The organism is Salinibacter sp. (assembly GCF_036626415.1).
GTDB lineage: Bacteria > Bacteroidota > Rhodothermia > Rhodothermales > Salinibacteraceae > Salinibacter.
The window spans coordinates 1-14,683 of record NZ_JAZKRW010000077.1; the positions used below are offsets into that span (position 1 = coordinate 1).

The following is a 14,683-nucleotide window of genomic DNA, read 5'->3' on the forward strand; positions in this document are numbered from 1 at the left end:
GGGGCTGTCCCCCTTCTCGTCACCCGTCTCACCAGAAAGGGGGTCCTCTCCCCGTGGATGCGGAGCCCCCTGCGATGTCTCGTCGGGCAGAAGCGGACGATCGGGCGACACAATGAGTCTCTTCAGTGACATTCCACTGCTACGGCGCCGTGGCGCGGAGGGCCCCCGTTACGCGTATCGTCCGCGGGTCCGAGCGGCCCTGTTCTGTCATCTCGAAGTCGAAGGTGCCCCGGACGGCACCGTCGTCGGCGTGCGTGACCGCAAGGTGGCCCTGTGCGGCGATGAAGTTGGCGTCGGCCAGTGACAGAAAGGCGATGACCCGGGAGAGACTGTCGGGGGGCGCATCGTCGGGCAAGAAGGCCTGGACCACCTCGTAGCGCCCCAGTGATGCGCCGGAGACCGTGTCGGCCGGGGCGGGCGCGAGCTGCATCGAGAGGCCGGGGCCGTCGCGGGGGCCCAGCTCGAGGCCCATGCGGGGCGGGCGAGCCGAGCGGAGAAGTGCCGGGCCGGCGAGCGTGTCGGTAACGGCCCCATCGACCTGAAGGCGATACCGCCCGGCGGCCACGTCCAGCTCAGAGGCGTCCCCGCAGCCGGCGAGCACGAGGAACGTGCAGAGACAGACCGGAACGAGGGACAGCGTGAGACGACGGGGCATGGGCAGGGCAGGCAAAAGACTGGCGCCGGGTGGGGCGGAGGCGCCCCAGATTGGCTTCGCTACGACCCCGTTGAAGGGACCCTACCGCGGTTGGGTTTCCACCGTTCGAAGGTGCTCCTTTACCTGCTGGTCCACGTCCTCCACCTCCATCGGTACGTCGTCGGAGATGGGCACCATGTCGAGAATGAGGCGCGCACTGCGATTGTACGTGAAGTAGTTGTACGCCCAGTTGACGAGGGCGCTGAGGCGGTTGCGAAAGCCCACCAGCTTGGCGATGTGGATGACAACCCACAGGAACCAGGCCATGAACCCCCTGAACGCGATGCCGCCGGCAAATTCGGCCACGGCCGCATTGCGGCCGATCGTGGCCATCTGGCCGAGGTCCCAGTATTCAAATTCTTCCGAGGTGCCCTCGCGGAGGCGGCGCTGAATCTGGTCCGCGGCATGCCGACCGCTTTGGATGGCGACCTGTGCAAGCTGGGGCTCGTAGCCGTCCGGCCCCCTGATGGCGGCCATGTCGCCCACCGCGTACACCTCTGGGTGCTCAGGCACAGTCAGGTCCGGGTTTACGACAATCCGATCGCCTCGATCCTGCTCGGCATCGAGCAGGTTGGCCACCGGGCTCGCCTTCACCCCGGCCGCCCACACCAGCGTCTGCGTCGGAATTGTTCGGCCATCGGCAAGGTGGACCTGGTCGGGGGCCACCTGCTCGACGGCCGTGTTGGTCTGAACGTCCACGCCTCGCGCTTCGAGAACCTGTCGGGTGTAGGCCCGCTGCGGCGACTTGTAGGGCGGCAGGAGCTCGTCCTCCATCTCCAAAAGGAGACAGCGGGCGTGCTCACGCGTATCGAACTGAGAGAAGTCGTTGTTGAGCGTGTCGAAGAGCTCCACGAACGCGCCTGCCATCTCGACGCCCGTTGGCCCTCCACCGACCACGACGAAGGTGAGGGCGCCCTCCCCGGTGGCCGCCCGCTGCCGGTCGTACCGCTCGAACTGCCGCAGCACGCGGTTGCGCAGGTTGACGGCGTCGGGCACGTTCTTGAGGGGGTAGGCGTGCTCCTCTACGCCGGGAATCCCGAAATCGGTCGACACGGCGCCCGCGGCCAGGATGAGGGAGTCGTACGAGAGCGGCTCACTGCCGTGCAGGTGCACCTGCTGGAGGGCCGGATCGATGTCCACGACCGTGCCGAGACGGAAGTTCACCGTCTCGTTGCCCTGGAAAATGTTGCGCACGTTGTGCGCGATGTCGTCCGGCTCCAGCCCCGCCATGGCCACCTCGTAGAGCAGCGGCTGAAACTTGTGGTAGTTGTTGCGGTCGACGAGCGTGACGCGGACCGGGGCGTCGCGCAGCGTCTTGGCGGCCTCCAGGCCCGCAAACCCGGCCCCGACGATGACGACATGGGGAGGTTCGGACGTAGACGACGGCGTGTCAAACGGCATAGGGAGAAGAAAAGACGTAAGAGGACGTGTTCGCAGAAGACTGTACTGCGCAAGTTAGACGCCATTCGCCCATCGCCTTTCCGCAGTCTCCTCCTGTAACGCAAGTTTCCCATCATTGTCACACTAGACCGGCCCCGGTTCGCCGGGGGCACTGGGGACGGTCCCCCTCTCCCAAACGCAATAAACTTGCTGGAAACTCCCTGCCGGCCGGCACGCTGCCGTGGACCTCCCCCGATTCATTCCTTACACTGTACATGCGTTGGTCCATCTTCGTTGGTCCATCTTACAGCACCGCCCCCCTTGACTGTCATGGACGATCCGGTCACCCTCCGCTCCCCGCGCGTCTACGCCGGCGTGCTCGCCCTGACCCTGCTGGCAGTCGGGGTGGGGGCATGGGGCGGCGTGTCGTTGGGGCCGTCGGCCCTCGGGGTGCTGTTCGTTGCTGTCGTGCTCACCGGCATGCCGCACGGGGCCATCGATCACCTCGTGGCGGCCCGGCTGTGGGGGCTCGACTCAACGTGGAGCGACCAGGCCAAATTCTACGGCGGATACCTCGTGCTGATGGCGCTCTACGGGGCGCTCTGGATTGTGGCCCCGGCCTGGAGCCTCGGCCTCTTTCTGGTGATGACCATGTACCACTTCGGGCAGGCCGACCTGGCCTACTGGCGGCTTCCGCCGCTGTCCGCACGTCTCGTGTACCTGTCGCGTGGCCTCTTCCTCATCGGCCTGCCCATCGTGGCGTTTCCGGAGGTCGTCGCCCCCATTTTTGCGGCCATGGGGGACGTACAGCTGCTCGACTGGCCGCTGGTGATGACGGCCCCAGGCGTCCTCTTCGGGGGCCTCGTCGTGCAGCACGCCGTTGCGCTTGGGCTCGCCGTGCCCCGAGCAGCCCCGAGTGCGGACTGGGCGCCGGGGCGAGAGGCGATCAACGTCGCGGTGCTCACGGCCCTGTTCGGCCTCGTGCACCCGCTCGTGGCCTTCTCCGTCTTCTTCGGGGGGTGGCACGCACTGGGGCACATCCTGGAGCTCCTTCGCTTCTTCCGGCGGCGCGGCGAGGCCATGTCGATGGTCCAGTTCTACCGGGAGGCGGCGCTCTTCACCGTAATTCCCTTCGTGGGGCTGGCGGGCCTGTACGTTGCCACGCAGTCGTTCGGGCTGCAGGATCAGATGATTGCGCTCCTCTTCATCCTTATCGCCATCATGACCCTGCCGCACATGATGGTCGTCGAAAAGCTGTACTGGGAGCGAGAAAAGGATCGCCCCCGGGCCGTTTCGTAGCCCCCGATAAAAAGCAGCCCCCAACAAAAAAAGGACGTGGCGGTCGGCCACGTCCCTTAGATGTCCCCCTATACCCATACAGGAGTCAACCCTAGTATCCTCCGTCCTCCTCTTCGGCCTCCGGGGGCAGCAGGACGCTGTCGATGACGTGGATGACCCCGTTCGACGCCTCAATGTCGGCCTGCACAACGGTCGCCGTGTTCTGGCCCATCAGCGTCACCGTTCCGTCGGTCACCTGAAACTGAACGGACCGGCCCTCAAGAGTGGGGGCGGCGTCCATGCCCGTGACGTCTGACGCCATGGCTTTGCCGCTCACGACGTGGTACTGCAGGATGGCCTGAAGCTGTCCCTTGTTCTCAGGCTGCAGCAGGGCCTCGAGCTGACCGTCCGGCAGCGCGTCGAAGGCGGCATCCGTGGGGGCGAAGACCGTGAAGGGACCGTCGCCCTTCAGGGCGCCCACGAGATCGGCGGCCTCCAGGGCCTGGGCGAGGGTGTTGAAGTCATCGGCCTGAACGGCCGTGTCGACGATGTCCGGCTGTTCGGTGTTTGCGTCGTCTTGTTGTGCCACCGCGGGCCCGGCCAGGAGGGCGACCCCGAGAACGGCGAGAAAAGATATGCGAGAGAGATAGGTAGACATTGGCGGGTCGTAGCTGTTGAAGGGGTAAATGCGCATAGGGAAAACCCTCCACCCCGCAACAGTATTCCCGGTCGCCTGGCGGAAAGACGCCATCGTTACAGCCCGCTCCCTCCCTTACAGGTTCGTCGCACCTCGGGGGGCAGCCGGCAGAGACCATGCGGGAAAAACGAGCCGTTGAGGCCTCGCAGGTAAAGAACCCGCGATCTGCCGAGATTCCCGAACACTGGTTTCGACGGCGCGTTACAGCAAACTGATTAGTGCTTTTCACACCCATTGCAACAGATCAACACACCGTCGTGGCACAAGCGAATGAAGGAGACGAGGTCCAGGTCCACTACACCGGCAAGCTGGAGGACGGGACCATCTTTGATTCCTCGGAAGACGGGGAGCCGCTCAGCTTCACCATCGGCGAGAATCGCGTGATTCCGGGCTTCGAGGAGGCCGTGACAGGCATGGAGCCGGGCGACACGAAGACGACCGAGGTGGACCCGGAGCAGGCCTACGGAGAGCACCGGGAAGACATGGTCATGGAAATGGACCACGACCAGATTCCCAGCGAGGTGGATCCGGAGGTGGGCCAGCAGCTTCAGCTTCGGCTGGAGAATGGGCAGACTGTTCCGGTCCTCATCACGGCCCTCGGCGAAGACACCGTCACCATCGACGCGAACCATCCGCTGGCGGGGCGCACGCTCATCTTCGACATCGAAGTGGTTGACGTGGCGGAAGGCAGCGGCTCGCCCGACGGCGGAGGGGGCGACGGAGGCAACATCGTCACGCCCTAGCACGGATGGGCCGTTCAGGTCTTCCGGGCCGATTCATTTCGATCTTTTCCGTGCCCCTGCATGGTCGGTCTGTGCAGGGGCATTGCTGTAGGGGCACGTCCCAGAAGTCGTGAGGGAGTCGTGAGGCGAGGACGGGGGCTCCCGGCAATGTTCGTGTAACAGAGCCCGTGGAGGATCCACCGCGAGAATCTTTCCCGACGGCTCGTTCCTTCCTGAAGCGGGAGGAAACGAAGGCCACGGGGCCGCTCTCCATTGCACAGCGCTCCCTCGTTGTCTACCTTGTCCCCGTACCCCGAGAGTCTGTATCTCTCGTTGGGAGACACCCGTTTTTCCTGTGCTGAATCGACGTTTCGGCCATGCCCACTTCCGACGCGGCGGCCCCTGCCGACCGCAGCCAGCGACAGTACAACTTCTCGGCCGGGCCGGCCACGCTTCCCGTGGAGGCGCTGCGGGAGGTGAAGGACGAACTGCCCGTGTACGACCATGTGGGGGCGTCGGTCCTGGAGATCAGCCACCGCTCGCCCGCGTACGACGAGATTGAAGCATCGGCCCGCGAGCACCTGCGGGCCCTGCTTGGGCTGGACGACGACTGGCACATCCTCTTCCTGCAGGGCGGGGCCCGGATGCAATTTTACCAGGTGCCCCTCAATTTTCTGCCCGAAGACGGCGTGGCCGACTACGTCGTGTCGGGCCGGTGGGGCGTGAAGGCGGTCGCCGAAGCGGAGCGGGTAGGCGGAGTAAACGTCGCCGCCTCCAGCGAAGACGCGGACTTTTCGTACGTGCCGGACGTGGGGGACTGGGACCTCACGCCAGGGGCCTCGTACGTTCACATTACGACCAATGAGACGGTCAATGGCAATCAGATCACCGACGATCCGGTGCTCGACGTGCCCGTCGTCACCGATGCCTCGAGCGAGTTCCTGAGCCGTCCGATGGACCTGGAGGGGTACGGCCTCATCTACGCCGGGGCACAAAAAAACGTGGGGCCGGCGGGCGTCACCGTTGTCCTTGTGCACGACGACTTCCTGCAGCGGCGCACGCAGCCGCTCCCCACGATGCTCGACTACGGCACCCACGCGGAGCGCCGTTACAACACCCCCCCGGTCTTTGCCGTCTACATGGTGGAGAAGGTGTGCCGCTGGCTGCGGAACCAGGGCGGCATCGACGCCATCCACGCCATCAACCGGCGCAAGGCGCGCATGCTGTACGACGCGATCGACGGGACCGACTTTTACCAGGGCACCGTCGACCCGGAGGACCGATCCACGATGAACGCAACATTTCGGATTCACGACCCGGACCTGGAGCCGGTTTTTCTGCAGCAGGCCGAGCAGCAGGGCCTGCTCAGCCTGTCTGGGCACCGCTCCGTGGGGGGCGTCCGTGCCTCCATGTACAACGCCATGCCGGAGGAGGGCGTCCGGCGGCTCGTGCAGTTCATGGAGGAGTTCGAGCGCACGCACGGATAGAGCAGAAGCACTGGGGGCCGGAAGAAACGGATGAGCACCAGGGCTCTCGGGAAAGGGGGACGGTACGAGACGGTCTTTGAATCAACGACCACGGCGCAATGGCTCTCACGATTGGCGTCCCGCGCGAAACTGATTCGGGCGAGGCCCGCGTTGCCCTGATTCCCGACGTGGCCGATCGCCTGTTGGCCACGGTGGACGACCTGGAGGTTCGCGTGGAAGAGGGGGCCGGGCACGGGGCCTACCACACCGATGCTGACTATGAGGCGGCCGGATGTGCGGTCGTGGGCCGAGACGAGGCGTTCGACGCCGACCTCGTCACAAAAGTGGCCCCGCCGTCCGACGATGAGGTCGAGCGGCTCGGCGACGGGCAGGTCCTCATCGGATTTCTCAGCCCGCTCGAACGCCCGGAGACCGCACGGGCGCTGGCCGAGCAGGGCGTGACGACGCTGGCGATGGAGCTGGTGCCCCGCATTTCGCGGGCGCAGAAGCTCGACGCCCTCTCCGCCATGAGCTCCATCGGGGGGTACCGGGCGGCGATCCTCGCGGCCGAGCGGCTGCCCAAGTTTTTTCCGCTCCTCACCACGGCCGCCGGCACGGTGCGCCCGGCCCGCGTGCTCGTGCTGGGGGCCGGCGTGGCGGGCCTGCAGGCCATCGCCACCGCCAAGCGCCTGGGGGCGAAGGTGTTTGGGTACGACATTCGCGAGCCGACCCGCGAGGAGGTGGAAAGCCTCGGCGCGTCCTTCGTGGAGCTGGAGGTGGACATCGAGGCCGACCAGGACGAAAGCGGGTACGCGGAGCAGGTGGAGAAGGAAAAGCAGGAGCGGCAGCCCGAGCTCCTCAAGCCCCACCTCGCCGACGCCGACGTGGTGATCTCGACAGCCCTCATCCCCGGCAAGCCCGCGCCCCTCCTCATCAACGAGAGCGCCGTGGCGGCGATGGACCCGGGCTCGGTCATCGTGGACCTTGCGGCGCCGAACGGGGGCAACTGTGCACTCACGGAGACGGGGGAAGAGATCGCGGGGCACGACGTGCAGATCCTGGGGCCCACCAACCTGCCCGCCCAGATGCCAGTGCACGCGAGCGAGCTCTATGCCAAGACGGTGACCGCCATGATCGAGGAGGGGCTCGACGACGGCACCTTCGCCCCGGACTTCGAGGACCAGATCTTTGCGGAGTCGTGCCTCACCCGCGACGGGGAGGTCCGAAATGAGCGGGTCCGGGGGCTTCTGGAACCCGTGGAAGAGGACAAAGCGTGACGCGTGATTCGTGAGGCGTGAGGACGCCTGCCTCGATCAATCACGCATCACGACTCCCGCATCACGACCCACATGTCACGTAGGGCTTTGAGGAACAGCCAGGGGGGCGCAATCTCTTCTCTCTCGAGAACTACTTTCTTCCCATACGACAAACTGCCATGCTCAACAACCTCATCATTTTCGTCCTCGCGGCGTTCCTGGGTGCTGAGGTGCTGAGCAAGGTGCCGCAGACCCTCCACACCCCGCTCATGTCGGGGGCCAACGCCATCAGTGGCATCACGGTTGTGGGGGCGCTCGTGGCGGCTGGCATGACGACCGGGCCCTGGTCGACGTGGATCGGCTTCGGGGCGCTCGTGGTGGCGACCATCAACGTCGTGGGCGGCTTCCTCGTCACCGACCGCATGCTGAAGATGTTTGGCAAGAAGAAGGCCTCGCCCGCGTCCGCCGGGGCGCCGCAGACGAACGGCACAGCAGATTAAGTGCGTATTGCGTGTTGCGTAGTTCGTATTGCGTTCGGGGAGCCGAACCGACGCAATACGAAATACAAGGGAAAGGGCACAACGACCGATAGACTCTCCCTCGTACGGTATTGCCTATGAAGACCGCGATCATTGACCTTGCGTACCTGCTCTCGGCGGTGCTTTTCATCTTTGGGCTGAAGCGCATGCAGTCCCCCGTGACTGCCCGCACGGGAAACGCGCTGGCCTCCCTCGGCATGCTCGTCGCCGTCGTCGCCACGCTCTTTCTGCAGGAGATCCTGTCGTGGCCCATGATTCTGGGCGGGCTCGCGCTGGGCGGCCTTGTTGGCGTGGTGCTGGCGCGCACGGTCGAAATGACGGCGATGCCGGAGCTGGTGGCCGTCTTCAACGGCTTTGGGGGGCTTGCCTCCGCCCTCGTCTCGGGCGCGGAGCTGGCGCAGTACGTGGGGGGCGACGTCTACGGATTCGGGATCGTTACGGCGGTCACCATCGCGCTCTCCATCTTGATTGGGACCATCACCTTTTCGGGCAGCGTCGTTGCCAACGGCAAGCTGAGCGGCTGGATTACGGGCAATCCCATTTCGTTTCCCGGGCTGCGCGTGCTGACGGGGCTGTTGCTCGTGGGGGCGGGCGTGGCGTTCGGCGTGATGGTGGCCTACGCCGAGGCCTTTCCCACGCTTGCCCGGCCCATGATTTTGGCGGCCCTGGGGCTGGGCGCCGCGGCCGTTCTGCTCGGCATCCTGCTCGTCATCCCCATCGGCGGGGCCGACATGCCGGTGGTCGTGTCGCTTCTCAACTCCTACTCGGGCCTGGCGGCCGCCGCGGCGGGCTTCGTGCTCGACAACACGGCCCTCATTGTGAGCGGGACGCTCGTCGGGGCGGCGGGCATGATCCTGACGGTCCTCATGTGCGATGCGATGAACCGGTCGCTGGCCAACGTGATGCTCGGCGGCTTCGGGGGTGGCGACGGCGCCACGGGCGATCTGGACGTGCCGGAGGGCAAGACGGTCAACGAAACGTCGCCGGAGGACACCGCCATCCTCGCCCGCTACGCCGACAAGGTGGTGATCGCGCCGGGCTATGGGCTGGCCGTGGCGCAGGCGCAGCATGAGGTGCGCGAGCTGGCCGACCAGTTGGAGGCGCAGGGCATCGACGTGAAGTACGCGATCCACCCGGTCGCGGGCCGCATGCCGGGCCACATGAACGTGCTTCTGGCCGAGGCCGACGTGTCGTACGAGAAGCTTTACGAGCTGGAGGAGATCAACCCCGAATTTTCGAGCACCGACCTGGTCATCGTCGTGGGCGCGAACGACGTGGTCAACCCGGCGGCTCGCGACGACGAAGGCAGTCCCATCTACGGCATGCCGATCCTCAACGTCGACGCGGCGGACAGCGTCGTCATGATCAAGCGCAGCCTGAGCCCCGGCTACTCGGGCGTGCCCAACGAGCTCTTCTACGCGGACAACACGAAGATGCTCTTCAGCGATGCGAAAGAGGCAGCGGGCCAGATTGCCGACGCCGTGAAGGAGATGGAAGAGGCGTAGGCGGTTGGGCCGTTGAAGGGGGGACCGGTGCGTGGCGCTAGGCCGGGTCCTGGGGACGTTTTGTCTCCAGGATCGGGCGGAGGTCGGCCCAGACTTCGTCGGCAATGATGCGGTGCCCATCGGCGGTAGGATGGATGCCGTCGTCCTGCATGAGCGAGTCGGAGCCCGCGATGTCGTTGAGGATGAACGGAATCAGCGTGACGCGGTCGTACGCCTCGGCGACCGTCGGATAGACCTGGCGAAACTGCCGGGTGTACTCCTGCCCGAGGTTGGGGGGAACTTGCATGCCCGCCAGGAGAACGCGGGCCTCCGGGTACGTGGCCAGGGTCGTGTCGATAATGCCGCGCAGGTTCTGGCGGGTGACGCCGGGGTCGATGCCGCGCAGGCCGTCGTTGCCCCCGAGTTCCAGCACGAGCACGTCCACCGAGTCCTGCAGGACCCACCCAATGCGCTGCAGGCCCCCGGCCGTCGTCTCGCCGCTCACGCCCGCATTCTGCACCTGCACGTCCCACCCGAGCGAGTCGACCCTCCGCTGAAGAAGGGCCGGAAAGGCCTCCTGGGACGACACGCCGGAGCCGGCGGCGATGCTGTTGCCGAGGACGAGCACGCGGGTCTCCGCGCCAGTCGTGTCCGCCGGGTCCGATGTAGAGGCGGGGACGGCAGCGGACGTGTCGTTCGACGAGGGGGCGGGCGACGAAGTGGAACGATCCTGCCCACAGCCCCCCAGGCCCAGAACTCCGACGAGCAGAAACAGGTATAGGCGCATGCTTGGCATAAGCGGGGCAAAGCCGTCGGCAAGAGTGCGGAAACCGTTCGGACCGCCGAACCGAAACCGACGCGACAGGGTTTCCGGGGCCGGTTGGCCAGCCGCCCTCCCTCCATCATTTTCTCAACGATCCTTCCCGAGCGCCCATGAGCGAAGCATCTGTGCTTCAGGTCGAGTCCCTGACCAAGACCTTTCCCAGTGGCGGGCGCACCCTAACCGTCATTGACGACGTGAGCTTTTCGGTGGACGAGGGCGACACCTGCTCGATCGTCGGCCCGTCGGGCAGCGGCAAGACGACCCTGCTGGGGCTCTGCGCCGGTCTCGACCAACCAACGAGCGGCCGCGTGGAGCTCTGCGGCGTGGATCTCAATCCCCTCAACGAGGACGAGCGGGCCGAGGTGCGCAACCAGAACGTCGGGTTCGTCTTCCAAACGTTTCGCCTGCTGCCCACGCTCACGGCGCTGGAAAACGTGATGGTGCCGGCGGAGCTGCGAGGCGACGCCGACCCGCGCACCCGGGCGGCCGACCTGCTCGACGAGGTGGGCCTGGGCGATCGGCTTGACCATTACCCGTCGCAGCTCTCGGGGGGCGAGCGGCAGCGGGTGGCCATGGCCCGCGCCTTCATCAACCGGCCCCGCGTGCTCTTTGCGGACGAGCCGACCGGCAACCTGGACGCCGAGACGGCGGGTCAGATCGAGGACCTGCTGTTCAACCTTAACGAGACGGCCGGAACGACGCTCGTGCTGGTCAGCCACGACCAGGAGCTGGCGGCCCGCACCGAGCGCATCCTGCACCTCCGGGGGGGCGAAGTGGTGGGGGACGAACGAAAACCGGCCCCGGCCGAGTCGACCGTCGCGTAGGGGGGCGCTACGGGGCGGGCACGTACGCCATGCCGTCCGGGCCCCGGCCCGCGGAGAGGGTGTCCACGACGGCGCGGGCGTTGAGGTCGATCACGCTCACGGTGCCCGACCCGGCGTTGGCCACATACGCCCGGTCGTCGGTAGGGGCGAGCACGCCGATCGGCTTTTGGCCGACGTCGAGGCGCGTCATCAGCCGTCGCTGGTCTGCGTTGTACACCGCCACGTCTCCGGCCCGCGGGGCTGAGACGAGGGCGTGACGGCCGTCCGGAGAGACGTCCGCGCGGATCGGAAAGCCCGGAACCGACAGCGAGTCGACGACGGAGGCGGACGTCGCGTCCAGAATCGAGACCGTATCGTCGGCCCGGTTCGTCACCCACACCTCCTCGCCGTCCGGCGACACGGCCACCCCTTCTGCACCGTCCCCCGTCGCCGTGGGAGCCCCCATCTGCCCCTGCTCCAGATCGATCTTCGTAGCGGTCCCGCTCCCGATGCTCGTGGCGAAGAGGGACGAGGCATTCGGCGCAAGGGCGAGCATGTGCGTGACGTCCTGGCCTGTCTCGAACGTGCGCAGGACCGTGCCGGACGCCGCCCTGAGCTCCAGGACGGCCTGCCGATCCTCGGCGGTTACGTAGACGCGTTCCTCGTCGGGGCCCACCGCAATCCCGTGCGGCCGCTGGGTCGCTTCCAGCCGCCACCGGGCCGTCTCGCTCGGGCCGTCAATGTCGATCACCGAGATTGTCCCATCGCCGTAATTGGCCACGAAGGCGCGGCGCGTGTCCGGGGCCGCGGCCACCTCGTGCGGCCCCGCCCCCGTCGACACACTGTCGGTTACCTGTCCCGAGGCCGGGTTCACAAGATAGAGCGACGCCCCGTTCTTGTTGGCGACGAGCAAGGCGGGGGCGTCGGGGCCGGGGCCATACAGCGCCAGGGCGGCGCCGGCCATGAGCACGGCCACAATGGTGAGGGTAAAGGGGGCCCGAGACATGACCGCGTGGGACCTGGAGGGGGGACGCTACTCGCTGAGGCCGAGCTGCCGGGAGGCATCTTTTACCAGCGCCTCGGCCGCCTCGGGCGATTCGGCCTCCGAATAGACGCGGAGGACCGGCTCGGTGCCGGAGGGCCGGATGAGGAGCCAGCCGTTGTCGGTCACGTGCTTGAAGCCATCGAGCGTCTGTACCTCCTGCACCGCGTGGCCGTTCACGGTCTCGAGGCCGCCCTGAGTGTCCAGCCGGTCCAGCACGTCGGCCTTCTGGTCCTCGCGGATGTGGATGTCGTCGCGGTAGTTGTAGTGCGGGCCGAACTCCTCCAGCAGCTCGTCCACGAGCTCCGACAGCAGCATTCCCCGTTCCACCATCATCTCCACGAGAAGGAGGCCGATGTAGACGCCGTCGCGCTCCGGGATGTGGCCGGCCGCCGCGATGCCGCCCGACTCTTCGCCGCCCACGAGCACGCTGCCCTCGGCCATCTTCGGGGCGATGTGCTTGAACCCGATGGGGGTCGTCTCCACCTCGAGCCCGTAGCGGGCGCCCATCTTGTCGAGCAGGTGGGTGGTGGAGAAGGTCTTGACGATCGAGCCGGTGAGGCCGCGCTCCTCGTAGAGGTACTTCACGAGCAGGGCGAGGATGCGGTGCGAGCTCACGAAGGTGCCCTCCTCGTCCACCATGCCGATGCGGTCGCCGTCGCCGTCGTTGGCGAGGCCGACCTGGGCGTCGCCCTGGGCAACGGTGTCGGACAGCTCCGTCAGCCGGTCGGCGATCGGCTCCGGGGCCGTGCCGTGGAAGCCGGGATTGAGGTCGTGGCGGAGAGACACCACGCCGTCCCCGAGCAGCGCCTCCACGAGCCCCTGGGCCGCGCCGAACATGGCGTCGTGGGCGATCGTGAGGTCGGCGTCCTGAATCGCCGAGATGTTGAGGGCCTCCCGCAGGGCGCCGAGGTAGCCGCCCCGCACGTCGTCGGTCTGGATTGTGCCGTCGGCCGCGAGCGCGCCGAACGACGAAAGGGACGCGCCGTCCAGCTCGTGGTCCGGCACGGCCGCTTCCACGGACGCGATCATGTCGGGGGGGGCGGGGCCGCCGAAGTGGGCCTTGATCTTGTAGCCGTTGTATGTGGGCGGGTTGTGGCTGGCCGTAATCACGACGCCGGCGTCGTGCCCGGCCGCCTGGGTGGCCCAGCTGACGGCCGGGGTGGAGACGATCGAGTCGGCCAGCGTGACCGCCACGCCCGCCTCGGCAAGCACCCGGGCGGTGCGTTCGGCAAACTCCGGCCCCAGAAACCGCGTGTCGTGGCCGAGCACGACCGACGGGGTGTCGCCGTAGTCGTCGTGCAGCCAGTCGGCGGTGGCCTGGGCCACGCGTTCGAGGTTGGCGAAGGTGTAGTCGTCGGCGATGACGGCCCGCCAGCCGTCGGTGCCAAATTTGATCGGCGTGTTGGCCATGAGAGACAAAGGGTCGGTGGAAGAGGGGACGAGTCGGATGCGCCTCCGGTATGGAGGAAGCATTCCAAAGAAAAGAAGCCGTGGGGGAAAAAGCCACCGTTGGACTTTGGAATTAGGGCAATTGAATGTTGAAAGCTTCGTCGAGTGACAAAGGCTCCGTTGCCGCTGATCGTAGGGGGACGCCAGGAATGCACGGGAGAATGGGGGAGTGGGAGCGTGGGGGACCCGAATTTCCGCCTCTACCGGACCGTGCAAACAGCTCCTGTCGCTAAGATGCAATTGCTCTGGCTTCGGAATAGAGGGGAAGATGGATGGTGGATTGGACCCTGAATGGACGTTAGAGAGAAAAGGAATCCTGGAGAGAACGAGCGGGAGAATTCTACGTTGAGGCGAGCAGTTTACACCGTGTTCTTCGCTTTGCAATCGCACAGTTCGTTCCATGTGCCTTCGTCCGCCCGCCGCAGCCTCTCTGCTGGTCGTTGTCGTTGTGCTGCTTGGGGGCGGGCGGGCCGAGGCACAGGCCGTGCGGGTGGAGGCTGGGGGCGGCTGGGCCCTTCCGTCGACGGAGGTGGACGTATCGTTTCAAAGAGTGGGGGCGCCGGCTCAGGAAGAGGGAGGGATCGCTGAGATCGATCCTGGGTCCGGGCCCAGCGCGTACGCCGCGGTGGGGCTCGTATGGACGCTCACGGACAACTTCTCGCTGGAGGGGCGGCTCCGCGCGCAGCAGTCCCAATTGCGCGTGGGGTCCGAAGACGTTTCGCCCTCCATTGATCGCTGCGTGAGTTCGTGTCCGGAGGGACGCCTGCGGGCGCTGTCGTTTGAGGGGCAGCTCGCCCTCACGTCGATCGGGCGCATCGCTCCGTACTTCCTGGTCGGCCTCGGCGTGGTGCGGACGACCGTTGACGCCACCCGCATTGCGGCGGCCGGGGACGAGTTTCAGCTCGCGGAGGTCGACGCGACGGATGCCGGGGGCGACGTAGGGTTTGGGGCGGCCCTGCGGCTTGCGGGCGGGCTCTCGCTCACGGCGGAGACGCGGGTCACGGGGAGCCTGCCGGGGGGCAGAGACAATGCCGTCACGACGTTTCC

At 66.6% G+C, this 14,683-nt stretch carries 14 protein-coding genes; 8 read left to right on the top strand and 6 right to left on the bottom strand.

Annotated features, from left to right (window positions below):
* Window positions 1-139 precede the first annotated feature (139 nt).
* On the bottom strand, window positions 140-655 hold the full coding sequence (locus tag V5A20_RS09360) for a hypothetical protein (protein ID WP_332316165.1): 516 nt from the start codon (window positions 653-655) through the stop codon (window positions 140-142).
* Window positions 656-736: 81 nt separating this feature from the next.
* Window positions 737-2,095 (bottom strand): NAD(P)/FAD-dependent oxidoreductase, encoded by a 1,359-nt coding sequence (locus V5A20_RS09365; RefSeq protein ID WP_332327195.1) that lies wholly within the window; start codon window positions 2,093-2,095, stop codon window positions 737-739.
* Between the two features lie 309 nt (window positions 2,096-2,404).
* Here V5A20_RS09365 and V5A20_RS09370 point away from each other — a divergent pair, with 309 nt between their 5' ends.
* Complete coding sequence (locus V5A20_RS09370) at window positions 2,405-3,373, top strand: Brp/Blh family beta-carotene 15,15'-dioxygenase (RefSeq protein WP_332316167.1); 969 nt, start codon at window positions 2,405-2,407, stop codon at window positions 3,371-3,373.
* A 91-nt stretch (window positions 3,374-3,464) separates the two neighbouring features.
* Here V5A20_RS09370 and V5A20_RS09375 read toward each other — a convergent pair whose 3' ends face one another.
* A complete protein-coding gene (locus V5A20_RS09375; RefSeq protein ID WP_332316168.1) occupies window positions 3,465-4,010 on the bottom strand; it encodes a fasciclin domain-containing protein in 546 nt (181 codons plus the stop codon).
* Window positions 4,011-4,306: 296 nt separating this feature from the next.
* On the opposite strand from V5A20_RS09375, the gene V5A20_RS09380 reads away from it, so the two are divergent.
* The 5 genes from V5A20_RS09380 (at window position 4,307) to V5A20_RS09400 (ending at window position 9,537) form a co-directional block, all read left to right on the top strand.
* Window positions 4,307-4,792, top strand: coding sequence for an FKBP-type peptidyl-prolyl cis-trans isomerase (locus tag V5A20_RS09380; RefSeq protein ID WP_442978394.1), 486 nt, complete (start codon window positions 4,307-4,309; stop codon window positions 4,790-4,792).
* A 356-nt stretch (window positions 4,793-5,148) separates the two neighbouring features.
* On the top strand, window positions 5,149-6,258 hold the full coding sequence (gene serC, locus V5A20_RS09385) for a 3-phosphoserine/phosphohydroxythreonine transaminase (RefSeq protein ID WP_332316170.1): 1,110 nt from the start codon (window positions 5,149-5,151) through the stop codon (window positions 6,256-6,258).
* 98 nt (window positions 6,259-6,356) lie between these two features.
* Window positions 6,357-7,514, top strand: coding sequence for a Re/Si-specific NAD(P)(+) transhydrogenase subunit alpha (locus tag V5A20_RS09390; RefSeq protein ID WP_332327196.1), 1,158 nt, complete (start codon window positions 6,357-6,359; stop codon window positions 7,512-7,514).
* A 158-nt stretch (window positions 7,515-7,672) separates the two neighbouring features.
* Window positions 7,673-7,993 (top strand): NAD(P) transhydrogenase subunit alpha, encoded by a 321-nt coding sequence (locus V5A20_RS09395; protein ID WP_332316172.1) that lies wholly within the window; start codon window positions 7,673-7,675, stop codon window positions 7,991-7,993.
* A gap of 116 nt (window positions 7,994-8,109) precedes the next feature.
* Window positions 8,110-9,537: an NAD(P)(+) transhydrogenase (Re/Si-specific) subunit beta gene (locus V5A20_RS09400; RefSeq protein WP_332316173.1), complete on the top strand. Its 1,428-nt coding sequence runs from the start codon at window positions 8,110-8,112 to the stop codon at window positions 9,535-9,537.
* A gap of 37 nt (window positions 9,538-9,574) precedes the next feature.
* Here the strand turns inward: V5A20_RS09400 and V5A20_RS09405 are convergent, their stop codons facing one another.
* Entirely contained in the window at window positions 9,575-10,312 is a 738-nt protein-coding gene (locus tag V5A20_RS09405; protein ID WP_332327197.1) for an arylesterase, read from the bottom strand.
* 137 nt (window positions 10,313-10,449) lie between these two features.
* On the opposite strand from V5A20_RS09405, the gene V5A20_RS09410 reads away from it, so the two are divergent.
* The gene (locus V5A20_RS09410; protein ID WP_332316175.1) at window positions 10,450-11,163 is read left to right on the top strand and encodes an ABC transporter ATP-binding protein; all 714 of its coding nucleotides are present in this window, start codon (window positions 10,450-10,452) and stop codon (window positions 11,161-11,163) included.
* Between the two features lie 7 nt (window positions 11,164-11,170).
* Here V5A20_RS09410 and V5A20_RS09415 read toward each other — a convergent pair whose 3' ends face one another.
* A complete protein-coding gene (locus V5A20_RS09415; protein ID WP_332327198.1) occupies window positions 11,171-12,148 on the bottom strand; it encodes a YVTN family beta-propeller repeat protein in 978 nt (325 codons plus the stop codon).
* Between the two features lie 27 nt (window positions 12,149-12,175).
* Entirely contained in the window at window positions 12,176-13,597 is a 1,422-nt protein-coding gene (locus V5A20_RS09420) for a phosphoglucomutase/phosphomannomutase family protein (RefSeq protein ID WP_332316177.1), read from the bottom strand.
* Window positions 13,598-14,036: 439 nt separating this feature from the next.
* On the opposite strand from V5A20_RS09420, the gene V5A20_RS09425 reads away from it, so the two are divergent.
* Window positions 14,037-14,683, top strand: a 647-nt coding sequence (locus V5A20_RS09425; protein ID WP_332327199.1) for an outer membrane beta-barrel protein, incomplete at its 3' end; no start/stop codon positions are given.

Bases quoted from the DNA above. Each gene is read 5' to 3' on its own strand.
- serC (WP_332316170.1), top strand. From the start codon at position 5,149: ATGCCCACTTCCGACGCGGCGGCCCCTGCCGACCGCAGCCAGCGACAG.
- V5A20_RS09395 (WP_332316172.1), top strand. From the start codon at position 7,673: ATGCTCAACAACCTCATCATTTTCGTCCTCGCGGCGTTCCTGGGTGCT.
- V5A20_RS09405 (WP_332327197.1), bottom strand. From the start codon at position 10,312: ATGCCAAGCATGCGCCTATACCTGTTTCTGCTCGTCGGAGTTCTGGGC.
- V5A20_RS09365 (WP_332327195.1), bottom strand. From the start codon at position 2,095: ATGCCGTTTGACACGCCGTCGTCTACGTCCGAACCTCCCCATGTCGTC.
- V5A20_RS09375 (WP_332316168.1), bottom strand. From the start codon at position 4,010: ATGTCTACCTATCTCTCTCGCATATCTTTTCTCGCCGTTCTCGGGGTC.
- V5A20_RS09415 (WP_332327198.1), bottom strand. From the start codon at position 12,148: ATGTCTCGGGCCCCCTTTACCCTCACCATTGTGGCCGTGCTCATGGCC.
- V5A20_RS09410 (WP_332316175.1), top strand. From the start codon at position 10,450: ATGAGCGAAGCATCTGTGCTTCAGGTCGAGTCCCTGACCAAGACCTTT.
- V5A20_RS09370 (WP_332316167.1), top strand. From the start codon at position 2,405: ATGGACGATCCGGTCACCCTCCGCTCCCCGCGCGTCTACGCCGGCGTG.
- V5A20_RS09400 (WP_332316173.1), top strand. From the start codon at position 8,110: ATGAAGACCGCGATCATTGACCTTGCGTACCTGCTCTCGGCGGTGCTT.
- V5A20_RS09360 (WP_332316165.1), bottom strand. From the start codon at position 655: ATGCCCCGTCGTCTCACGCTGTCCCTCGTTCCGGTCTGTCTCTGCACG.
- V5A20_RS09420 (WP_332316177.1), bottom strand. From the start codon at position 13,597: ATGGCCAACACGCCGATCAAATTTGGCACCGACGGCTGGCGGGCCGTC.
- V5A20_RS09390 (WP_332327196.1), top strand. From the start codon at position 6,357: ATGGCTCTCACGATTGGCGTCCCGCGCGAAACTGATTCGGGCGAGGCC.